The following is a 21,558-nucleotide window of genomic DNA, read 5'->3' as shown; positions in this document are numbered from 1 at the left end:
CTTTTTCATGTCAGCAATTTGCTTAGCGCTTGATCTTCTTGGGGTTGGTGTAGCCCCAGACGGTGTACATGTCCGCCAAGAGGGCACCGTTGTACTCCTCCAGATCAGATTGTTTCACTTCGGCATCACCCTGGCGTCCGAACAGGACCACCTCGTCACCGGGTTTGATCCCCTTGATGTCGGTGACGTCCACCATGGTGGTGTTCATGGAGGTCTTGCCCACGACGGGGGCCTTCTGGCCATGGATCAGCACATAGGCCTTGTTGCTCATGGCGCGGCGGTAGCCGTCGGAGTAGCCCATCGGCAGGTTGGCCAGCAGGGAGTCGCGCTTGAGGGTGAAGGTGCGGTCATAGCCGACGGTGTTGCCCGCCGGGTAGTGGTTGACGGAGGCGACCTGGGTCTTGAACGCCATCACCTTCTTGTACTCGGTGTAGGAGGGAATGGTGTCGCCATAGATGATACCGCCCGGGCGCACCATGTCAAAGTAGGCTTCCGGCACTTCCAGGGTGGCGAAGGAGTTGGCGGCGTGGATGGTGAGCTTGCTGCGATCCAGCTTGCCGGCGTCGATGAGCCACTGGTAGTCCAGCTTGAACTGGGCCAGCCCCAGCTTGACGTCCTCTTTCTCCTCCACCGGGAAGTGGGTCATGATGCCGACCGGGGTGATCCCCTTGAGCTTGAGCATGGCCAGGGCATCGGCCTTGGCATCGTCCTGGCGCAGATCGATGCCGTTGCGGCTCATGCCGGCGGAGTTCAGGCCGATGTGCACCGGGATGGTGGTGTGATGGCGCTGGGCGATGCCGGCGATCCCCTTGGCGCTCTCCAGGCTGCCGATGAGCTCTTCCAGCTTGTAGGGCAGGGCCTGCTCCACTTCATCCGGGGTGGCGGCACGCACCCGCATCAGGCGGCCTTCGAAGCCCTTCTCGCGGGCAACACGTGCTTCTTCATTGCTGGCGATGCCGATGCAGGGGATGCCTGCCTTGACCACCGAGGGGACCAGCAGGTCGATGCCGTGACCGTAGGCGTCCGCCTTCATGATGGCGCAGATCTGCGGGCCCTTGTCACCGAGGCGATTTTTCAGGGTCTGGATGTTGTGCTCGAAGGCGCCGAGATCCACTTCCAGCCAGGCGTTGGCGGCGGTCTGTTCCTGACCGTTGCGGTGGTCGTCGGCGAGCGGCAGATAGGGGGCGGCGACCGCCTGGCCGGCCAGCAGGCCAAAAATCAGGGTCGCGAGCAGTGTTTTCTTGTGCATGGGGCAAGTCCTTTCTTATTGTCTTGAGTTGAGGCTGGGCTCATCGCTGAGGCGAGCTGCGGCATGGCTGGTCATAGCATGTTGCTATGCTAATGATATATTTCACTTTTTATCCAGATGCCGACGCTGCGAGTGTATCTCAACGGCGTCAATCGTGGCACGTGTTGCAGGAAGAAAATATGAAGCTGACGTTGCGGATTCCACCGCTGCTGCTGTTCGTCGTCATCGTGCTCGCCATGTGGCTGGGGCGGGGCGAGGGGAGGGCTGCGCCCCTGTGGCTGGTGCTGGTCGCCACGCTGTGGCTGGCGGGAGCCCTGCTGGGAGGCGGTGCGCTTCTGCATTTCTGGCAGCAGCGCACCACCGTGCACCCCCAGCGGCTGGAGAGCAGCCGGGTACTGGTGACTCGGGGCGTCTATCGCATCAGCCGCAATCCCATGTACCTGGGGCTGCTCTGCTGGACCCTGGCGCTGGCGTGCTATCTGGGAGGCATGGCAGTGTGGCTCGGGCCGCTGCTGCTCTGGGGCTGGCTTACCCGCTTCCAGATCCTGGCAGAGGAGCAGGCGCTGCGGCGGCAATTCGGCGATGCCTATGACGACTACTGCCGTCAGGTCAGGCGCTGGTGTTGAGGCGCGGCGTGCCCATCAGGCATATGACAACGGCCCGCAGAGGCGGGCCGTTGTCATGGGGGTCAGGGGATCACGCCTTGGCGGTGTCCACCTCGCCGAGGGGGGCGGTCTCCCCCAGGCTGTCTTCGCTCTTGGCCACCACGCTCGCGGCGATGGCGTTGCCCAGCACGTTGGTGGCGGAGCGCCCCATGTCGAGGAAGTGGTCGATACCGAGCAGCAGCAGGATGCCCGCTTCCGGGATGTGGAACTGGTTGAGGGTGGCGGCAATCACCACCAGGGAGGCGCGGGGCACCCCGGCCATTCCCTTGGAAGTAACCATCAGCAGCAGCAGCATGGTGATCTGCTGGGCCGTGGAGAGCTCGATGCCATAGGCCTGGGCGATGAACATCACCGCGAAGGTGCAGTACATCATGGAGCCGTCCAGGTTGAAGGAGTAGCCCATGGGGAGCACGAAGCTGGCGATGCGCTTGTCACAGCCAAATTTCTCCAGCCTGTCCAAGGTCTTGGGGTAGGCAGCCTCGGAGCTGGCGGTGGAGAAGGCCAGCAGGATGGGCTCGCGGATGAGGGCGAGCAGGGTCAGGATGCGGCGGCGGATGAAGAGGCTGCCCATGGCGATGAGCAGCAGCCAGAGGCAACCGAGCGCCAGATAGAACTGGGCCATGAAGGCGCCATAGGTGGCGAGGATGCCGAGCCCCTCCTTGGCGACCATGGCGGCGATGGCACCAAACACCGCGAACGGGGCGAAGTTCATCACGTAGCCGGTCACCTTGAGCATGATCTCGGCGCCGCTGGCCATCAGTTTGACCACGGGCTTGGCGTCGTCCCCCAGGGCGGCGGCGGCCAGCCCGAAGAAGAGGGAGAAGACCACGATCTGCAGGATCTCGTTGGTGGCCATCGCCTCGACCACGCTTTTCGGGATGGCGTGGGTCACGAAATCCTTGAGGGAGATGGCAGTGGCAACCACGCCGGAGCTGGCGCCGTCATCGGGCAGGGAGAGGGAGAGCCCCACCCCAGGTTGCATCAGGTGGACCATGACCAGCCCCAGGGTCAGGGACATCAGGGAGGCGAGCATGAACCAGCCCAGGGTCTTGACGCCGATGCGGCCCACGGTGCGGGTGTCGCCCATCTTGGCGATGCCGACCACGAGCGTGGTGAACACCAGGGGGGCGATGATCATCTTGATGAGGCGCAGGAAGATGTCGGTCAGCAGGGTGATGTCATCGGCAAAGCCTGCGGCCTGTGCGGGCGCGAGCAGGCGATAACCCTGCCCGGTCACGATGCCAAGCAACATCGCAATGAGGATGGCAACGGTCAACTTGTTCATTTTCATGGGGGAGTTCCGGTTTCGATAGGTGCAATGCCTGTGCAGGCGGCGAGGGGCCGCCTCAGTCCTTTTTTGTGATCCGGGCGGTGGAATCCAGACAGCCGGTGTGCTGGAGCATGCCTAATCGCGAAGGGGAAATCCAGTGACTTGTTTCGGAGTTTTGTGCTGTTGTTAGCTGCATTTGATATGCATCTTGTGATTTGTTTGTATTAATCGCTGTTTATTTTAATTTTAGCGAGATAAACAGCTTCCATGCTCTGCGCGTCCCGGGGGCTGGCCTCCAGGGTGAAGACGAGCAGGGCCGAGGTGCGATGTTCCACCTGCATGTCGTCCATGAAGGTGTCTGGCTCGTACTCGTCGAACCCGAATTGGGGGCGGGTCGGGGTGACCCTGACGGCATCCCGCGACAGGGTCAGCGTCTCGACCTGAATCCAGGGGTATCCCTTTGCCAGTGCCACCTCACCGGCCCGCTTGAGCACGTATTTGCGCGCCGTTTCCCTGTCCACCAGATCGTTGCCCACAAACTCCAGTTGCCAGCGGGCCGGGCCAAGCTGGGTCTGTGAAAAACCGGTCTGGCCATTCCAGAACGATTTTTTACTGTCATAGGCGGTGGCGCAGCCCGTGAGCTGGCCGACCAGCAGGGCGCTGAGGGCAAGGGTGCAGAAAGTACGAAGGGAAGGCAACATGATGCGGGCCGCTTGGCAAAGGGGGTTTTACTACAGCACAAAGGGGTTGGAGAGACAATCGCGGCGGAAGACCATAAAAGAAAAGGCCTTGTCGTCTGACAAGGCCTTTCTCGGGGAATTTGGTCGGTGTGAGAGGATTCGAACCTCCGACCCTCTACACCCCATGCAGATGCGCTACCTGGCTGCGCTACACACCGACGGAGTCAGCTCGGCTGACGGTGGAGGAAGTTTATGGAGATGCCCCGACCCTGTCAACAGGGGAAATCCAGGTTCGAGATCGTTTGCCTGCTTTGCGAGCAACTTCGGATCAAAGTGCGACCAGTGGTGCATTTTGTCGGCACCTCACCGCTGTCTTGTATGAAAAACGGCCGCCCGGAGGCGGCCGTTTGGCGTGATGCTCTCAAGCCGAGATCAGCGGTTGAAGGTCAAGCGCTTGCTCAATACCTTGCCGGTGACCTGACCGTGCTGCCAGGCTATTTGCCCGTTGACCAGGGTCATCTCAAGCAGGGCGCGCTGGAAGCGGTCATCATCCAGATCAGCGGTTGAAGGTGAGACGCTTGCCCAATACCTTGTCGGTGACTTGGCCGTTCTGCCAGGCAATCTGGCCGTTCACCAGGGTCATCTCGATGGTGCTCTGGAAGCGGTAGCCGTTGAACGGGGACCAGCCGCACAGATAGAGCAGGTTGCTGTCGGTGACCACGTAGGGCTTGCCGAGATCCAGCAGCACCAGGTCGGCGAAGTAGCCTTCCCGGATGTAGCCGCGATCCTGCACCTGGAAGCGTTCGGCCACCGCGTGGGAGGTCTTCTTGACGATGGTTTCCAGGCTGAAGACTCCGTTGTGGTAGAGCTCCAGCAGCGCCTGCAGGGAGTGCTGCACCAGGGGCACGCCGGACGGCGCCTTGAAGTAGCTGTTCTGCTTCTCTTCCCAGGTGTGGGGGGCGTGGTCGGTGGCGATGATGTCGAGCACGTCGTTGCGTACCGCATCCAGCAGGGAGTGCTGGTCGGCTGCGCTCTTCACCGCCGGGTTGCACTTGATCTGGCTGCCCAGGGTGTCGTAGTCCGCCTCGTTGAAGAAGAGGTGGTGGACGCACACTTCGGCGGTGATGTTCTTGTCCTTGAGATCCTTCAGATCCGGGGTGGCGGTAAAGAGCGAGAGCTCTTTCGCCGTGGTCAGGTGCAGCACGTGCAGCTTGGCGCCGTACTGCTTGGCCAGGGAGACCGCCATGCTGGAGGATTTGTAGCAGGCGTCCGCGCTGCGGATGCGGCCGTGCTCGCGCATGGGCACGTCTTCGCCCCACTTGGCGCGAGCTTCGTCTTCCAGCACCTTGATGGACGGGGTGTCCTCGCAGTGGGTGACGATCATCACCGGGCTCTCGCGGAAGATGGCTGCCAGGGTCTCCTGGTTGTCCACCAGCATGTTGCCGGTGGAGGCCCCCATGAAGATCTTGATGCCGCAGGACTGCTTGGGATCGAGTTTCTTGATCTCTTCCAGGTTGTCGTTGGTGGCACCCAGGTAGAAGCTGTAGTTGGCGGCGGCGGAGTTGGCGGCGATCTGGTATTTGGCTTCGAGGGCTTCGATGGTGGTGGTCTGGGGGTTGACGTTGGGCATTTCCATGAAGCTGGTGGTGCCACCGGCCACGGCGGCCCGGGATTCACTGGCGATGGTTCCCTTGTGGGTCAGGCCGGGCTCCCGGAAGTGGACCTGGTCATCGATCATCCCGGGGATGAGATGACGGCCCGTTGCATCGATCACCACGGCATCGGGGGCACTGATGTCCGGGGCGACGCGGGCGATCCGCTCACCCTCGATCAGGACGTCGGAGGCATAGATGCGGCCTTCGTTGACCAGGGTGGCATTCTTGATAAGCAATTTGTTCATGGGGGGTTCCAGTTCCTTTGCCGATAATCCGGGGTCATAATATCGCAAACTGCACTTTCTCTGTAGCAAGGCCTGAGTAATGAAGTTATTTGTTAGAGATTTGACTGTGATCGATTCCAGCTATTTATGCGAGCGCCGCGGCATGGTGGGCGAGAGCTGGCTGGTGGACATCGAGATGAGCGGTGAGCTCAACGAGATGAGCATGCTGCTGGACTTCGGTCGGGTGAAGAAGCTCATCAAGTCGATCATCGATGAAGAGGTGGATCACAAGCTGCTGGTGCCGACGGAATGTCCTCTGGTCCATGTCCACGCGCTGGAGAACGACGAGAGCACCGTAGATCTGCTGCGTCCGGGTCGCGCCATCCACCTGCGCTGTCCGAGCCAGGGCTTCGCCTTCATTCCCGCGCCCCAGGTGGATAAAGAGTCGGTGACCCGCTATCTGCTGGGGGTACTGGCCAAGCGGCTGCCGGGCAATATCAAGGACCTGACCCTGACGTTGCGCTCGGAGCGCATCGAGGGGGCCTTCTACCACTACAGCCACGGCCTCAAGAAGCACGACGGCAACTGCCAGCGCATCGCCCATGGTCACCGCTCCCCCATCGAGATCCTGGTGGATGGTGAGCGGGATGAGGAGCTGGAGTTGAACTGGGCCGAGCGCTGGGCCGATATCTACCTGGGCACGGAAGAGGACAGGGTGGCCCTGTCAGAACTGGCGCTGAGCGAGCGGGCCGAGGCGTCACTGAAAGAAGGGGACGCTCACTACATCGGCTTCAAGTATGTGGCGCCCCAGGGGTTGTTCCAGCTCGCCATGCCGGCGGCGGAGGTGGAGATGATCGACACCGATACCACCATCGAGCTGCTGGCCCATTACATCGCCCGCGAGGTGAAGAAGCAGGTAGGGGACAAGTTCGTCAAGATTGTCGCCTATGAAGGGGTCGGCAAGGGCGCCATCGCCTACGCCTGAGCCAGGTTCTTCGCTGCCATGAAAAGGCCCCGCCAATGCGGGGCCTTGTCGTATCGGGTCGTGGCCATCAGGCACTGAGGCGGAAGCGCTGGACCAGCCCCTCCTGCTGCTCGGCAAGGGAGTCGAGCTGCTGGCTGGTCTCGGCGACCCGCTCTATGCCCTGATAGTTGAGATCCGAGATGTCGGAGATGCGGTTGAGGTTGGTGGCGATGTCGGCGCTGGTGGCCTGCTGCTGCTCGGCGGCGGAGGCTATCTGGCTCGACATGTCGCTGATGAGCACCACGATGCCCTGTACCTCTTCCATGGCGTTGTTGGCCTGGGAGCTCTGATCCACGCAGCTGTCCATCTCGCGGGAGCACTCCTGCATCACGTTGACTGCCCGGGCGACGCCTTGCTGCAGGTTCTCGATCATGGTCTGGATTTCGCTGGTGGACTGGGCGGTGCGGCCAGCCAGGTTGCGCACCTCGTCGGCCACCACCGCAAACCCGCGTCCCTGCTCGCCGGCGCGGGCCGCCTCAATGGCGGCGTTGAGGGCCAGCAGGTTGGTCTGCTCGGCGATACCGCGGATGACGTCGAGGATGTTGCCAATCTGGCCGCTCATGGCGCTCACGTCGCCAATCACCTTGCCGGTCTGCTGCAGCTTGCCCGCGAGCTGATGGGTGGTGGTGATGTTGCCTGCCATCACCTTGCGCCCCATCTCGGAGGCCTTCTCCACATCCTGCACCCGCTCCAGGGTCTGGTTGGCGGCCTGGGCCACCTCCCGCACCGAGGCCTCCATCTGGGTCATGGCGGCGGCGACCGAGGCGGTCTCCTGACGCTGTTTCTCCAGATCCGCCCGCACCGATTCGGTGGTGTGGCGGTTGTCGTGGGCGGCGCTGTTGAGCTGGGTCGACGCCTGGGAGAGCTGCTTGAGCACATCCCCCATCTGGTGGATCAGCAGGTTGATCTGGCTGGCGAGCTGGCCGAATTCGTTCTGGCTCTTGAAGCCGACGCGCTGGGTCATGTCACCCTGGGTCACCTCGGTCAGCACCCGCAGCAGCTCTTTCAGGGGGCGGCGGATGGCCTTGCCCAGGGTGAAGGCCACCAGGATGGCGACGAAGATGGCGATGGCGATGCTGATCCCCTGGGTCAGGGTACTCTGGGTCTGCACCCGATCGGAGGCCTGGATGCTGGCGTTCATCAGCTGCTGGCTCTGGGCGGTGATCCCCTCCAGCTTGTTCTGGATGCTGAGGATGAGCTGGCTAGCCTGCTTGCTCTGCTCGCGCATGGCCTGCTGCTGCTTCATCAGGGCCAGGTATTGGGAGAGCACGCCGTCATTGCCCGTGGTGTCGCGCACGAAGCCATGGACGTAGTGGCCCATGTTGTTGTCGAAGTCCTTGAGCTCCCCCTGGAGATCCTTGATGGTGCTGTTGAAGCCCTCGATCTGCATCTTGTTGCGCTTGAGCGCCGCCTCGATGGGGGCGGGGATGCTCTGGTTGAGGGCATCCATGGTGGAGAGCTCGATGGCGGATAGCTTGGTGGTCAGGGTCTCGGAGAGCATCTTGATGAAGCTGTCGTCGATGGTGACCATCATGTCCCCCAGGTTCTTCTTGAACTGGGGCAGGCTGACCTGGAACTGGCCCTTGGCCTGATTGACCTTGTGCAGCCGGGTGAGCAGGGCCTCGTGTTCGCCGGGCAGGGTCTGGGTCAGTTGCAGGTAGTCATCCACCAGCTTGACGAGGACTGTCATGTCCGCCTGCAATTGGGGATGCACCGCCACCTGCTGCTTGAGGCTGGCGACCATCTTGTCGACCTGGCCCTTGGCCTGTTGCAACTCGGCCACTTCCGCCGGCAGTTGCTTGAGATCCTGCTCGGTCAGCACGTCGGTGAGCCATTTGTTGGCGCTGAGCAGGCTTATCTGGGTCTGGCTGCTGGCGAGTACCAGCGGCATGGACTCCTGGGTCACCTGATCCAGGGCGCCGCTGAGTTCGCTCTGGCCGCGAAAGGTCAGTACCGCACTGGCGACCATGACGGCGACCAGGATGGCAAAGCCCAGATAGACTCTCTGTAGGATCGAGAGGTCTGACATTGTTTGTTTCATTATTGTCCCGCTGTCTGTGCAAAAGTCCCTTGCCTGAGTACCCCGTCCCTTTGATACCCTGCATGCCCCGAAGGGGATGCCGTTGTGGTTCGCGGGACGTCTCCTCGCTATCGGTATTCTTCACAATAACTGAAGCGATTGGGACAACGGCTGTGCCAAATGTCGGCTTGTGTCACACTTGGCGCGTTGCGGCGGCCTGTTTGGGAGCCGCTTGAGCTTTGTATTGAATTTTCTTTTTCCTATAAAGGAGTTACCCATGGCGCAAGAAACCATTTTCAGCAAAATCATCCGCAAGGAGATCCCCGCCGACATCCTTTATCAAGACGATCTGGTGACCGCGTTTCGCGACATCCAGCCCAAGGCTAAGACCCATATCCTGATCATTCCCAACGTGCTCATCCCCACCGTCAACGATGTGGAGCCGGATCACGAGCTGGCGCTGGGCCGGATGTTCACCGTGGCCCGCAAGCTCGCCAGCGACGCGGGCATCGCCGAGGACGGCTACCGCCTCATCATGAACTGCAACCGCCACGGCGGGCAGGAGGTCTATCACATCCACCTGCACCTGGTCGGTGGCGAGCCCCTGGGACCCCTGCTGAGCCTGTGATGCGCCTCGTCCCGTCGACCGGCCTGCTGTTGGCCGGTCTGCTGCTGGGAGGCTGTGCCTCCCAGTGGAAAGACATGTTCGTCTCCTACTCGGATCAGATGGTGCCTCTGCGCAACCAGCTGCTGCTGGGCCATGCCGCCGAAGCCCTGCCCGAGGTGCGCGAATCGACCCCGGGGGACGACACCTTCGTGCTCGACCAGCTGGAGAAGGGGCGCATCGCCTGGCTGGCGGGTCAGGACGGCCCCAGCAAGCAGGCCTTTGCCACCGCCGACAGCCGGCTTGCGTGGGAAGACAATCAGGCCGAGTACCGCCTGAGCCAGGGACTGGCCCAGGCGGGCAGCCTGCTCACCAACGATCAGACCCTGGCTTACCAGGCGCCCGATTACGAGCGCACCATGCTGCACCACTATCTGGCGCTCAACTACTTGCAGCGCGGGGATGCCGACGGCGCCCTGGTAGAGGTGCGCCGTGCCAACCAGGTGCAGGAGCAGGCCCTTAAACGGCGGGCCGACGAGGTGCGCAAGGCCGCGCAGGAGGGGGAGCAGGAGGACGAAGCCGGGGAGATGCGCCAGCTGATGTCGCGCGGCGCCCCCGAGCTCGATCGCCTGATAGGCCAGGTGAAAAACGGTTTCCAGAACGCCTACACCTTCTATTTCTCCGGCGTGCTCTACGAGGCGGCCGGGGATCTCAACGATGCCTGGGTCGATTACCAGCGCGGCTACCAGATAGCGCCGGACAACCAGAGCCTGCAGGATGCCTTGCTGCGCCTGGCCCGGCTTCGCGGCTCTCCCGAGGAGCTCAAGGAGACCGAGCAACGGATGGGCCGCAAGGCGCCGCCCTTGGCCAAGGATCAGGGCCAGCTGGTGGTGCTGTTTGAAGATGGCCTCATCCCGGCGCGCCGTGAGCTCTTCCTACCGCTGCCCATCTCCACCTCCAGCGGCGATTTTCGTACCTTTACCGTGGCGGTGCCCTATTACGACAATCGGGCCAGCGACGGCGCCCCGCTCACCCTGTCGGTGGGCAAGGGGGTGGCGCAGACCAGCGAGCTGGTGAGGCTGGAGGCGTTGGCGGCCAAGGATCTGCAGGAGCGGCTGCCTGGCATGCTGACCCGGCAGTCCCTGCGGCTGGTGGCCAAGGAGCAGGTGCGGCGCACCGCCGCCAAGGAGGGGGGGGATGTGGGCAACATCCTGGTGGGGATCTTCAACACCCTCTCGGAGCGGGCGGATACCCGCAGCTGGCTGACGCTGCCCGCCAAGGCCTCGAGCTGGCAGGGGATGGTCCCGGCCGGGAACGTCACCCTGACCCTGGGGGCGGGCAGCGCCATGCGTACCCTGCCACTCAGCGTCCACGCCGGGCGCACCACCCTGGTGTGGGTACAGCGCCTGGGGAGCGGGCTCACGACCCGGGTGATGCCCCTCTAGGGGGAACCGGATATGGCAACTCAGATGAATGACCGGTCGGGCCGACGGCCACCGGCAAGGAGAGCAAGATGAAAGCACAAGGGTTGGCCCTGGGCCTGGTTCTGCTGCTGGCGGGCTGTGCCACCAATACTTCCGGCGTGGCGCTCTATGGCGCGGCCGGTGCGGCGGCGGTGGCCGAGCAGCATCAAAACGTCAACGTCACCCTGACCGAACTCAGCCGGCGCCAGCAGAACGGCCTGTTGCAGGTCAACGTGGCGGCGGCCAGCACCCAGCGTGGTGACAACAGGCTGCAATATCTCTTCTACTGGTATGACGACGCGGGGCAGGAGGTGGCCAGCGATGGCCGCGGCTGGACCCCCCTCAAGTTGCATGGCTACCAGACCCGCACCCTGTCCGCCCTGGCGCCGAGCCCGGCCGCCCGGGGTTACCGGATTTACGTTCGCGAAGTGATGGAGGAATCCTACTGATGAAAATGAATCATGCCCTGCTGATCCTGACCGGCGCCCTGCTGCTGGGCGGCTGCTCCAGCACCACCGTCAGCTATGGCGATCCCACCGAGACCGAGACGGTGACCGTCGATTACGGCTCCTCCGACTTGCAGGCCATCGCCGACAAGATGGCGGATTCCATGCTGGCGTCCCCGGCCACCAGCGAGATCACCGCCGGGGGCCGCCCGGTGATGTTCATGGACTCCATCCGCAACAAGACCTCGGAGCACATCGACACCGAGGCCATCACCGACACTATCCGCACCAAGCTGCTGCGCTCGGGCAAGTTCCGCTTCGTGGACATGAGCAAGGTGGCGGCGGTCAAGCAGCAGCTCGAATACCAGCAGGGCAGCGGCATGGTGGATCCCGCCACCATGGTGCGGCTCGGCAAGCAGACCGGTGCCCGCTACATGGTCTATGGCAACCTCGCCAGCATCGTCAAGGACAACGGCAAGGTGAAGGACGTCTACTACCAGATGACCATGAACCTGATGGATGTGGAGAACGGCGAACTGCTGTGGGCCGATCAGAAAGAGATCCGCAAACAGGCCAAGAAGTCCACCTTTGGCTGGTGAGGACCCGCGGGGGCAGGGGGATCTGGCGGAGCTGGCGCTCCTCGCCAGCCTGCCGGCGCCCTGGGATCAGGGGCGCCTTGAGCCGCTGGGCCAGGGCCTGACCAACGGCAACTACCGGCTCTGTCTCCCCACTGGCGAGCAGGCCTTCCTGCGCCGCGGTCATCCGGATCCGGTGCGCCTTGGCATCGACCGGGCCACCGAGTGGCAGCTCTACCAGGGGGCGGTGGGGCAGGGGCTGGCGTTGCCCTGTCATCACGGCGATCCCGCCACCGGCCTGATGCTGCTGGCGTGGTGCGACGAACCCAACTGGGCCGAGCAGGCGCCGCCTCTCGCCGCGCAGCCCCGCCTGATGGCGGATGTGCTGGTGCGGCTGCACCGCCTGCCGGTGCCGACCGTGGTGATGGCGGTGCGGGCCCACAGCGGCGGGTATCGGCAGCGTCTGGCCCATATCCCTCCCTGGCTGCCCGCCCTGGAGCGGGCCCTGCTCGCGAGCCGGGAGCCGGACGACTGCTGGCTCCCTTGCCATCACGATCTCAATCCGGCTAACTTGTTGGGGTCGCGGCCCTGGGTCATCGACTGGGAGTACGGCGCCGCCGGCCATCCAGGGTTCGAGGTCGCCAGCATTCAGCGCACCCACGGCTGGAGCGAAGAGCAGCGGTGCCAGTTGGAGAGCTGCTATCTTGAAGCCATGGACGGGGCACCGACGGGGCTGGGGCCCCGGGGATTCCAGGCCGACGCCTTCCTGCCCTGGGTCGATTACATCGGCCTGCTGTGGGCGCTGCTGATGGCCGAACAGCAACCCGGGCCCGAGTATCAGGCCCTGATCGACATCAACCGCCAGCGCCTGGAGTGATGCCCGGCAACGGCCCGCGCGACGCGTGTATTCAATGAATGGGAGGCATGCATGGTGACCACATTCTCATGGCGTCAACCGCGTAGCTGGAGCCTGCTGCTGCTCTGCCTGCTGCTGACGGGTTGCGCCACCCGGGTGATCTACTACTGGCTCGACTCGGCCATCGTCTGGCAACTGGACGACTACTTCTCCCTGGACCGCAGCCAGAAGAAGCTGCTGGACCAGGAGGTGAAGGGGCTGATGGCCTGGCACCGGCAGCATGAGCTGCCCATCTATGCCCGGGATCTCGATGCCCTGGCCAAGGCGGTGGCCAGCCCCATGAGCCCGGCCCAGGTGACCCTGCATCTGGACAGAACCCAGGCGAGCCTGACCCGCACCCTGGAGAACGCCATTCCCCGCACGGTGCGCCTCGCCAAGACCCTGACCGACGAGCAGGTGGCTCGCTTCATGGCCGATCGGGTGAAGCGCCAGCAGGAGCGTCAGCACGATTTTGCCACCCAGTCGAAGGCCGAGATGATCAAGGGCTTTCGGGAGAAGATGAACGAGCGCCTGGTGTTCTGGATTGGCAAGGTGAAGCCGGCCCAAGAGCCTCTCATCACGCAGTGGGCCGAGTGGCAATACGAGATGATGGCCCCCTGGCTCGACTTTCAGGAGGCCTGGACCAAGGAGCTTGATCGGCTGATGAAACAGCGCCAGAGTCCGGATTTCGGCCAGGAGCTGACCCGCTTGCTCCAGCAGGGGGACGGCCTGATGGATGGCCGCTTCACCGGCTACACGGACCAGTCCCGCCAGCGCACCATCCAGTGGCTGAGCGATCTCAGCCACTCCATGGATCTCTCCCAGCGGGCCCACCTCTACACCCTGCTCAAGGACTATGCCGAGGACTTCGAGGGCATGACCCGCAGCCGCTGAGGACGCGGTGAGACAACACAAGGGCGGCGGGCCCCGGGCCTGCCGCCCTTGTTCTTGTGGGGCAGGCTGTGGTAGCTTGCCCTTTCTATTGTGTGGGAATTAACTTTTGAACCTGACCGACAACGTGAAACTGGCGGCGATGACCCTGCTCATCACCCTCGCACTGTTGTTCTCTACCCTCTCGGTGGAGGGGGTCAAGGTACCCGCGTTCCAGCCCTCGGCCCAGCAGGCTCACTCGCTGGCGGAGGGGGCGGCGCCTGCCGACGCAAGCCCGGCGGCCCACGGCGTCAGCGGCAGTGACGATGGCATCGTCAAGTTTGTCGGCTCCCACCAGAATCACCTGCTGCGCCTCGAGCACTCCCTGAGCCGCGATCATCAGCCCGGCAGCGTGGTCTACGAGCTGGTGATGAGCTGGTCCCAGCAGGCGATCCTGCTGCTGCTGTGCGGCCTGCTGTTCTATGCCGCCCTCTTCTACCCGGGGACGAGCTTTCGCGATCACTTCGCCGGCATTCACAGGCGCCGCCTGCAGCGCCGGCATCTGCAGTACCGCTTCGCCCAGAGCTTCCTCGCCTGATCCCGATGGGGTCAGCTTGCCACCTGTTGCCTCATCTTCTCTCTGTTGCTGTTCACTTTTAGTGAACGGCTAGGCTGTCTTGTTTCATTTTTTTGCACGGCGCGACCCCGGTGTCGCCCCTTGCCATCGCCTGACAGAGGCCGATTTCATGAGAAAAAAGAGTCATACCGTGTTGAACCGCATGAGCCTGTGGCAGTACGCCCTGTTGCTGCTGATGCTGGTCACGTTCGCGTTCTATTCCCTGCCCACCTTCTTCGGTGAGCAGCCCTCCCTCGGTCTGCACGGCCAGTCGCGCCTGAGCGACGCGCAGCGCACCCTGCTGGCCGAGAACCACATCGACCCCCTCAAGCAGATCGCCCAGGGTGGCCGGATAGCGCTGGTGTTCGCCAGCCAGGGGGAGCAGCAACTGGCCAAGCAGTTGCTGGAGCAGCAGGGGCTGGACAGCGCCGCCCTGACCCTGGAGTTCTACTCCAACGCCCCGGCCTGGATCAGCCGGCTCGGCGCCGACCCCATCAAGCTCGGGCTGGACCTGCGCGGTGGCTCCCAGCTGCTGATCGGGGTGGACGTGGATTTCGTCATCGACAACCAGACCAAGAACCTGGTGGATACCCTGCGCACCCGTTTTCGCGAGGCCAACCTGCGCGGCGCCAGCGTGATGCGCATCGCCCAGGGGAGCGTGGCCGTCACCCTGCCCGACGTGGCGGGGCAGGAGGCCTGGCTCTCCATCATCAAGGAGAGCGCCGGTACCCGCCAGGATCAGTGGACACTGAGCCGCTCCGGCAATGCACTGACCCTGGTGCTGAGCGACGCCGAGCGCACCCTGCTGGTGAACAACGCCGTGACCCAGAACCTGTCGATCCTGAAAAAGCGGATCAACGAGCTCGGCATCGTCGAGGCCTCGGTGGTGCGTCAGGGGCAGGACGGCATCCGCATCGAGCTGCCGGGGGTGCACAACCCCAAGCAGGCGAAAGAGGTGATCGGCGCCACCGCGTCCCTGGCCTTCTATGAAGCCAAGGCCGACAGCCGCTTCTTCATGGCGGATCGCAGCGGCCAGGCAGTGGGGCTGGCCCGCCAGCCGGTGCTGAGCGGCGAGCACATCGTCGATGCCCGCGCCAACATGGGGGAGATGGGGCAGCCCCAGGTCAACATCGTGCTCGACACCCTGGGGGGGAGCAAGATGAACCAGTTCAGCCGCCAGCACGTGGGCAAGCCCATGGCCACCGTCTTCACCGAGTACAAGACCAACGCCGAAGGCAAGCTGCGCGCCCGAAGCGAGGTGATCAACGTCGCCACCATCCAGACCGCCCTTGGCAACCAGTTCCGCATCACCGGGATTGGCAGCCTGCCCGAGGCCCAGGAGCTTGCCATGCTGCTGCGGGCCGGGGCCCTCACCGCGCCGCTGAAGATCCTGGAGGAGCGCAGCATAGGCCCGACCCTGGGTCTGCAGAACATCGAGGCGGGCTTCACCGCCCTGGCGTTCGGCATGGCGGGCATGATGCTGTTCATGATGGCCTGGTATCGCAAGTTCGGCTGGGTCGCCATCACGGCGCTGGTTGCCAACCTGCTGATGCAGGTGGGCATGCTGGCGGTATTGCCGGGGGCCGTGCTGACCCTGCCGGGGATCGCCGGTCTGGTGCTCACCGTCGGCATGGCGGTGGATACCCATGTGCTGATTTTTGAGCGGATCAAGGACCGGCTGCGGGAAGGGGGTTCGTTGGCCAAGGCCATCGACTTTGGTTATCGCTCGGCGTTTCGCACCATCTTCGATGCCAACATCACCACCCTCATCTGCGCCGTGGTGCTCTATGCCATCGGTTCCGGGCCGCTGCAGGGCTTCTCCATCACCCTGATCCTGGGGCTCATCTCCAGCATGGTGACCGGCATCTGGGGCACCCGCGCCATCATCAACCCCCTGTGGGGCAACAGCCGCGCCAAGCTGCTGAGGGTATGACCATGAACCGACTTCATCACCATGACGCCGCGCCCGTGAGTCTGCATGACCTGCGCACCGACCGCTTCCTGCCGGGAAGCCTGAACCACCTGACGTCGAGGGAAGAACAATGCTGAGAATGATCCTGGCCATGGGGCTGACCCGCTGGCGCTATATCGGGCTGTGGGCCTCCGTGCTGCTGACCCTGGCCTGCGTGGCCATCCTTGCGACAAAAGGGCTCGCCCTCGGGCTCGATTTCACCGGCGGGATCCTGCTGGAGTTTCGCATCCAGACCCTGAAAGAGGCCCATGAGCTCAATGCTCTGCTGACGGCGCCCCTGGCGGGGGTGGTGGAGCTGCACGGCGCCGGTGTGCCCGGCGAGTGGCTCATCAAGCTGCCCCCCCACGCGCTGCCCTGGGCGGCGGAGGATCTGGCGACCATGCTGGGGCAGCAACTCGCCTTGCCGGTGGAGCTCTTGCGCACCACCATCGTCGGGCCCCAGGTGGGCGCAGAGCTGTTCCAGCAGGGGATGCTGGCGGTGCTGGTGGCCTCGCTCGCCATCTCCGCCTACCTGGCGGTGCGCTTCGAGTGGCGCCAAGCCATCGGCATCCTGGTGTCGGTACTGCACGACGGTCTGGTGGCCATCGGGCTGCTCGCGCTCTTTGACATCGAGTTCGACCTCAACGTCATCGCGGGCCTGATGGCGGTGATAGGCTACTCCCTCAACGACAGCATCGTCATCTCGGACCGGTTGCGGGACTTGCTGGGGTCTCGTACCCGCATGGGGATCCACGAGTGCTCGGACGTGGCCATCAAGGCCACCTTCAGCCGCACCATGATCACTTCGGGCACCACCCTCTTCACCGTGGGGGCCCTGCTCCTGTTCGGCGGCGACGCCCTCTACGGCTTCTCCTTCACCCTGTTCGCCGGCATCCTGGTGGGGACGCTCTCCTCCATCACGGTGGCCTCCACCGTGCAGGAGCTGCTGGGGCTCTCCCCCCAGGCCTACCAGAAAAAAGAGGAGGAGCTGGCCGAGGCGGCGTGACCGGCGAGCGCCCTGTCACGGGGCTCATGGGCGGCCAGTGCGGCCGCCCCGGGCAAAAAAGGAAGGCGAATGCCTTCCTTTTTCCATTCTGCCAGAGGGGGGCGGCGGTCCCGAAGGCCGGGTTGGGGCGGCGGGTGTGACGCGGCCGAGCAGAAGTTGAAAAGTGTAATGAAATGCATGTTTTAGGCGCTATTTTCGGGGCCCGCATCGGCTACCCTGGCAGGGAGTCTATGGATGGAGTAAGCACTCATGAATATCGCTCGTCGGCTTCAACTCATTGCCCTGCTGGTCATGCTGGCCCTGGGGTGTCTCAGCTGGTTCAGTATCAGCAGACTCTCCTCCGCCAATGCGGATCTCAGCTATGTAACAGACAACACAGTCCCCAGCATTTCCACGATCAAGGAGATACAAACAGACTTCTACGCCCTGCATTCATTGATCCAGGCGCACGTGCTCAACACCGACGACGGCAAGATGAGTCAGATAGAGCAGAGCATTGCATCCCTTCACACCAAGATGGACGCCCTGCTGAGCCAGTATGAAAGCGGGATGATCTCCAATGAGGAGGACAGGCAGCTCGTCGCCGATGATCGGCGCCTGGTTGCCCAGTACGGCAAGGCCTCTGAAGACGTCCTGCGCCTGTCCCGCGAGAACAAGAATGTGGAGGCCAGAGAGGCGATCGACAAGGAGCTTGCCCCCTTGTTTGAGCAGCTTTCCCAGGCCATCGACAAGCACGTCCACTTCAACATCCAGCAAGGTGACGCCGTCAAGCTGCGAGGCGAGCAGAATGCCGATAGCAGCATGCAGGCCCTGTTGTTCATCTCGGTGGGCGCGGGTGCCCTCACGCTGGTGCTCTTTCTCTGGCTGTTCAGGCAGGTCGCCAATCCCCTCCGTCTGGCCATGGCGACCCTGTCCGAGATCCAGCGCGACCTGAACTTCACCCTGCGGGCCAATGTGAGCCAGCAGGACGAGATCGGCCAGACGCTGACGGCGGTCAACCGCCTGCTGGACACCTTGCAGCAGACCTTCACCGAGTTCTCAGTGGGCAGCCTGCAGATCAAGAGCACGGCAGAGTCCCTCTCCCAGGCGGCCCAGCACATGGCGGAGTCGGCGAGTCAGGCCAATGACGCCACCAGCCTTATCGCCGCCGGGGTGGAGGAGATGAGCGTGAGCATCACGGACATCTCCCAGCGCACCCAGGAGACCAGCCGCATCACCAATGAATCCGGCAAGCTCGCCAGTGACGGCGGGGCCACCATAGAGCGCACTGTGCTCGCCATCAACGACATCGCCGACGCCATTCGTCAGGCCTCCCGCGATGTGACGGCGCTGGGGGAGGGGATCTCCCGCATCGGTGGGGTGGTGAACGTCATCAACGATGTGGCGGGGCAGACCAACCTGCTGGCGCTCAACGCCGCCATCGAGGCGGCGCGGGCCGGTGAGCAGGGACGCGGCTTTGCGGTGGTCGCCGACGAGGTGCGCAAGCTGGCGGAGCGGACGGCCCAGTCGACCCAGGAGATCTCAAGGACGGTGGAGGCTATCCAGCAAGGGTCCGAGGCCACGGTGGCCAGAATGGTCCTGGTGGAGGAGAAGGTGGCGCAAGGGGTGGCCATGGCGACGGAAAGCGGGGCCATCATCACCCAGATCCGCCAGGCCTCCCATCGCGTCATGGATCAGGTCGGCGAGATCACCCTGGCCATCCGCGAGCAGACCTCGGCGGCGGAATCCATCGCCCTCCAGGTCGAGCAGATAGCCCAGGTGGTGCAGCAGACCAGCAGCACGGCGGAGGAGACCTCCGCCGCCGCAGAGGAGCTGAACGTGACCACGGAGAATATCCACCAGCAGATCTCCCGCTATCGCATCCAGTGAGGTGCGGATCGGTTGTTCTCTCCCCGCCATGCCCATGGCGGGGATTTTTTTATGTCAGAACCCCGAACCGGGCTGTTGCAGGAAGGCGGCCTCTTCCTCCGTGCTCGCCCTGCCCAGGATGGCGTTGCGGTGGGGGAAGCGGCCAAAGCGATCGACGATCACCTGGTGGCGGCGGGCAAAGTCGGCAAAGCCTTCGAAGGTGGTCCGGGCCGGGTCTGTGGCCTGCTCGTCGGCCAGGGCCTCGAACAGGGCGACGCTTCTGGCCTGCTGCTCTTTGGACTCCGCGTGCTCGAGGGGCAGATAGAAGAAGACCCGGGCCAGCGGCGAGAGCCCCTTGTCGACCCCGAGGGTGAGCCCCTTGAGGCACAGCGCCCTGGCCTTGTCGTCCTGGGCGAAGGCGGCGGGGGTGTGGCGGTGAAGGTTTCGCGGCAGCTGGTCCAGCAGCAGGATGAGGGCCAGGCGCCCTGCGGGATCGTCCTCCCAACGGGCGAGCTCGCCCGCTGCGGCACGGGCCGCCAGTTCGCCGAAGCGTGAGGCCAGCAGGACATCGGTCTCGCTGCTCTTGCCCCACCAGAGGGGGGCCTGACGGGCGGCACGGGGAGCGTCGTCTGCGTCATCGCCAAACCAGAAATCGAGCAGAGGTTGCCAGGGTTGCATGGGAACTCCTTGGGCCGGTGGCCGTGAGGTGAAAACGGAGCAGGGGATCTGCCATGGGGGGCTGCCGCCGTGGCGGCTTCCCGTTACACTGTGCCATCTTTTGCCCCAAAGGGTGATCCCCGGATGGGCCCGTGGTCCCCTGACCCCCTCATCACCCTGACCGGGGCAGCCCGGATGTGTCCCACTCAATAGAAGGAATGCCAGATATGGCCGGAGCCAGTTTGTTGACCCTGCTCGATGATATTGCCAGCGTGCTCGATGATGTCGCCCTGATGACCAAGGTGGCGGCGAAGAAGACGGCCGGGGTGCTGGGGGACGATCTCGCCCTCAATGCAGAGCAAGTCTCCGGGGTGCGGGCCGAGCGTGAGCTGCCGGTGGTGTGGGCGGTGGCCAAGGGGTCGTTTCGCAACAAGCTCATCCTGGTGCCTGCCGCCATCGCCATCAGTGCTCTTATCCCCTGGCTCATCACCCCGCTCCTGATGCTGGGGGGGGCCTACCTCTGTTTCGAGGGGGCGGAGAAGCTGGTCCACAAGTTCCTGCCCCACGAGGAGGAGGTGCATCAGGCGGCGCCGGTGCCCGAGGATCTGGCGGCCTATGAGCGCCAGAAGGTGAAGGGGGCCATTCGCACCGATTTCATCCTCTCGGCGGAGATCATCGTCATCGCCCTCGGAACCGTGCAGGGGTCGAGCCTGGGCCTGCAGATCGCCGTGGTAGCGGGCATCGCCCTGCTGATGACCGTCGGGGTCTATGGCCTGGTGGGGCTCATCGTCAAGCTCGACGACATCGGTCTGCACCTGCTGCAAAAGCCCGATGGCGGCGCTGTGCGCCGGGCGGTGGGGCAGGGGCTGCTGGTGACGGCGCCCCGCCTGATGCACCTGCTTGCCCTGGTGGGCACCATCGCCATGTTCATGGTCGGCGGCGGCATTCTGGTCCATGGCTGGTCCTTCCTCCATCACCTTATCGAAGGGACGGCGGGCACGGTGGCCGCCCTGCCCGGGGTCGGCGGGGTACTGGCCGTGGTGACGCCCACCCTGCTGAGCGCTCTGGCAGGCGTGGTGGCAGGGCTGGTGCTGGTGCTGGCCATGACCCTGGTGAGCAAGCTTCAGCCCGCCAAATAGATCGCTTGTCGGGGGAGGGCCGACAGGGGCCGTCGCACCCGGGGGCGCTCTTCTGCTGGTTGCCTCGAATGGGGGCTAGGCAAGTGCCTGGCCCCCTTCGTACTATCCGGTTTCACCCGCCCGCAGAGGCGGGGTGACCCGATATGGACGCAAACAGACAAGGACAACCATGAAACCACCCGTTTGGCGAGATGATCACATCTATGCCGCCCCCGACGATCCTGCCATCGAGGCCGCCTTCCAGGAGGCTGCCCGCGCCCTCACCCGGCTTGACGCCCTCCTGGCGGACCTGCCGGATCCCGCCCATCCCGTTGCGGATGCCAATGCCCTGCGCCACCTGCTGCGGGCCATCCGCCGCGAGGCCAACGGGGTGAAGAGCCTGGCCTGGAACAGTCAGGTCTATGGTTACAACCGGCTGAGCCAGAACGGGCGCGACGAGGAGGCCCGGGTACTGCTCTCCCGGGGCCAGCAGCTGGAGGCGACCCTGGCCCAGCGCAGCAAGCCGGTGGACCTGTTCTGGGTTCGCGCCCCCAAGTCACTGGTGCGCACCCTGCTGCAAGATCCCGAACTCTTCGAGCTGGCCTACCACATCCATCACGACAGAGCGCAGCAGGATCAGTGGCTTTCGCTCGAGAGCGAGCAGCTCATCGAGGGGTTGGCGGTAGACGGCCTGCAGGGGTGGGGGGATCTCTATGACAACC

At 63.9% G+C, this 21,558-nt stretch carries 20 protein-coding genes, 1 tRNA gene and 1 pseudogene; 15 read left to right on the top strand and 7 right to left on the bottom strand.

Translation table 11 applies throughout. The features are described 5' to 3' along the window. Positions 1 to 22 precede the first annotated feature (22 nt). The gene (alr, locus tag C3418_RS11340) at positions 23 to 1,249 is read right to left on the bottom strand and encodes an alanine racemase (RefSeq protein ID WP_103858527.1); all 1,227 of its coding nucleotides are present in this window, start codon (positions 1,247 to 1,249) and stop codon (positions 23 to 25) included. A gap of 179 nt (positions 1,250 to 1,428) precedes the next feature. On the opposite strand from alr, the gene C3418_RS11335 reads away from it, so the two are divergent. Further along, the gene (locus tag C3418_RS11335; protein ID WP_010674336.1) at positions 1,429 to 1,875 is read left to right on the top strand and encodes an isoprenylcysteine carboxylmethyltransferase family protein; all 447 of its coding nucleotides are present in this window, start codon (positions 1,429 to 1,431) and stop codon (positions 1,873 to 1,875) included. A gap of 70 nt (positions 1,876 to 1,945) precedes the next feature. Here the strand turns inward: C3418_RS11335 and C3418_RS11330 are convergent, their stop codons facing one another. The 3 genes from C3418_RS11330 to C3418_RS11320 all read right to left on the bottom strand — a co-directional run bounded on the left by C3418_RS11330 (position 1,946) and on the right by C3418_RS11320 (position 4,082). Next, the gene (locus C3418_RS11330) at positions 1,946 to 3,205 is read right to left on the bottom strand and encodes a dicarboxylate/amino acid:cation symporter (protein ID WP_103858526.1); all 1,260 of its coding nucleotides are present in this window, start codon (positions 3,203 to 3,205) and stop codon (positions 1,946 to 1,948) included. A gap of 203 nt (positions 3,206 to 3,408) precedes the next feature. Then, on the bottom strand, positions 3,409 to 3,885 hold the full coding sequence (locus tag C3418_RS11325) for a hypothetical protein (protein WP_010674338.1): 477 nt from the start codon (positions 3,883 to 3,885) through the stop codon (positions 3,409 to 3,411). A 120-nt stretch (positions 3,886 to 4,005) separates the two neighbouring features. Continuing rightward, positions 4,006 to 4,082, bottom strand: a tRNA-Pro gene (locus tag C3418_RS11320). 34 nt (positions 4,083 to 4,116) lie between these two features. Here C3418_RS11320 and C3418_RS11315 point away from each other — a divergent pair. Next, positions 4,117 to 4,431: a hypothetical protein gene (locus C3418_RS11315; protein WP_103858525.1), complete on the top strand. Its 315-nt coding sequence runs from the start codon at positions 4,117 to 4,119 to the stop codon at positions 4,429 to 4,431. Here C3418_RS11315 and C3418_RS11310 read toward each other — a convergent pair. Next, a complete protein-coding gene (locus C3418_RS11310; protein ID WP_103858524.1) occupies positions 4,421 to 5,764 on the bottom strand; it encodes a dihydroorotase in 1,344 nt (447 codons plus the stop codon). The genes C3418_RS11315 and C3418_RS11310 overlap by 11 nt on opposite strands. 79 nt (positions 5,765 to 5,843) lie before the next feature. Here C3418_RS11310 and C3418_RS11305 point away from each other — a divergent pair, with 79 nt between their 5' ends. Continuing rightward, the gene (locus C3418_RS11305; protein WP_180911619.1) at positions 5,844 to 6,728 is read left to right on the top strand and encodes a 6-carboxytetrahydropterin synthase; all 885 of its coding nucleotides are present in this window, start codon (positions 5,844 to 5,846) and stop codon (positions 6,726 to 6,728) included. Positions 6,729 to 6,795: 67 nt separating this feature from the next. On the opposite strand, the gene C3418_RS11300 is transcribed toward C3418_RS11305, so the two are convergent. Further along, entirely contained in the window at positions 6,796 to 8,808 is a 2,013-nt protein-coding gene (locus C3418_RS11300) for a methyl-accepting chemotaxis protein (RefSeq protein ID WP_043155729.1), read from the bottom strand. Positions 8,809 to 9,064: 256 nt separating this feature from the next. On the opposite strand from C3418_RS11300, the gene hinT reads away from it, so the two are divergent. The 10 genes from hinT (at position 9,065) to C3418_RS11250 (ending at position 19,082) form a co-directional block, all read left to right on the top strand. After that, entirely contained in the window at positions 9,065 to 9,415 is a 351-nt protein-coding gene (gene hinT / locus C3418_RS11295; protein ID WP_010674343.1) for a purine nucleoside phosphoramidase, read from the top strand. Next, positions 9,415 to 10,836: a COG3014 family protein gene (locus C3418_RS11290; protein ID WP_180911620.1), complete on the top strand. Its 1,422-nt coding sequence runs from the start codon at positions 9,415 to 9,417 to the stop codon at positions 10,834 to 10,836. The genes hinT and C3418_RS11290 overlap by 1 nt, the downstream gene beginning before the upstream one ends. Before the next feature lie 68 nt (positions 10,837 to 10,904). Further along, positions 10,905 to 11,303, top strand: a complete 399-nt coding sequence (locus C3418_RS11285) for a YcfL family protein (protein WP_041212850.1) — start codon at positions 10,905 to 10,907, stop codon at positions 11,301 to 11,303. Then, positions 11,303 to 11,899 (top strand): penicillin-binding protein activator LpoB, encoded by a 597-nt coding sequence (lpoB, locus tag C3418_RS11280; RefSeq protein WP_010674346.1) that lies wholly within the window; start codon positions 11,303 to 11,305, stop codon positions 11,897 to 11,899. The genes C3418_RS11285 and lpoB overlap by 1 nt, the downstream gene beginning before the upstream one ends. After that, positions 11,889 to 12,752 carry a phosphotransferase gene (locus C3418_RS11275; protein WP_103858523.1) on the top strand — a complete coding sequence of 288 codons (864 nt, stop codon included), beginning with the start codon at positions 11,889 to 11,891 and terminating at the stop codon, positions 12,750 to 12,752. The genes lpoB and C3418_RS11275 overlap by 11 nt, the downstream gene beginning before the upstream one ends. Before the next feature lie 51 nt (positions 12,753 to 12,803). After that, entirely contained in the window at positions 12,804 to 13,664 is an 861-nt protein-coding gene (locus C3418_RS11270; RefSeq protein ID WP_041215412.1) for a DUF6279 family lipoprotein, read from the top strand. Positions 13,665 to 13,770: 106 nt separating this feature from the next. Further along, positions 13,771 to 14,238 carry a hypothetical protein gene (locus C3418_RS11265; RefSeq protein WP_041212852.1) on the top strand — a complete coding sequence of 156 codons (468 nt, stop codon included), beginning with the start codon at positions 13,771 to 13,773 and terminating at the stop codon, positions 14,236 to 14,238. Positions 14,239 to 14,386: 148 nt separating this feature from the next. Continuing rightward, positions 14,387 to 16,189: a protein translocase subunit SecD gene (gene secD / locus C3418_RS11260; protein ID WP_103858522.1), complete on the top strand. Its 1,803-nt coding sequence runs from the start codon at positions 14,387 to 14,389 to the stop codon at positions 16,187 to 16,189. Positions 16,190 to 16,298: 109 nt separating this feature from the next. After that, positions 16,299 to 17,213 (top strand): protein translocase subunit SecF, encoded by a 915-nt coding sequence (gene secF / locus C3418_RS11255; RefSeq protein WP_174213908.1) that lies wholly within the window; start codon positions 16,299 to 16,301, stop codon positions 17,211 to 17,213. Between the two features lie 249 nt (positions 17,214 to 17,462). After that, positions 17,463 to 19,082: a methyl-accepting chemotaxis protein gene (locus C3418_RS11250; RefSeq protein WP_103858521.1), complete on the top strand. Its 1,620-nt coding sequence runs from the start codon at positions 17,463 to 17,465 to the stop codon at positions 19,080 to 19,082. A gap of 54 nt (positions 19,083 to 19,136) precedes the next feature. On the opposite strand, the gene C3418_RS11245 is transcribed toward C3418_RS11250, so the two are convergent. Further along, the gene (locus tag C3418_RS11245) at positions 19,137 to 19,739 is read right to left on the bottom strand and encodes a DUF924 family protein (protein WP_103858520.1); all 603 of its coding nucleotides are present in this window, start codon (positions 19,737 to 19,739) and stop codon (positions 19,137 to 19,139) included. A gap of 206 nt (positions 19,740 to 19,945) precedes the next feature. Between C3418_RS11245 and C3418_RS11240 the strand changes: the two genes are divergently transcribed. After that, the gene (locus C3418_RS11240; protein ID WP_103858519.1) at positions 19,946 to 20,857 is read left to right on the top strand and encodes a DUF808 domain-containing protein; all 912 of its coding nucleotides are present in this window, start codon (positions 19,946 to 19,948) and stop codon (positions 20,855 to 20,857) included. A gap of 169 nt (positions 20,858 to 21,026) precedes the next feature. Then, positions 21,027 to 21,558, top strand: a pseudogene (locus tag C3418_RS11235) (peptidase M3); the annotation flags it as partial.

This window comes from Aeromonas sp. ASNIH8 (genome assembly GCF_002919855.1).
GTDB classification, from domain to species: Bacteria; Pseudomonadota; Gammaproteobacteria; order Enterobacterales; family Aeromonadaceae; genus Aeromonas; species Aeromonas caviae.
The sequence above is the reverse complement of the archived record's forward strand: the minus strand, read 5'-3'. Positions and strand labels throughout refer to the sequence as shown.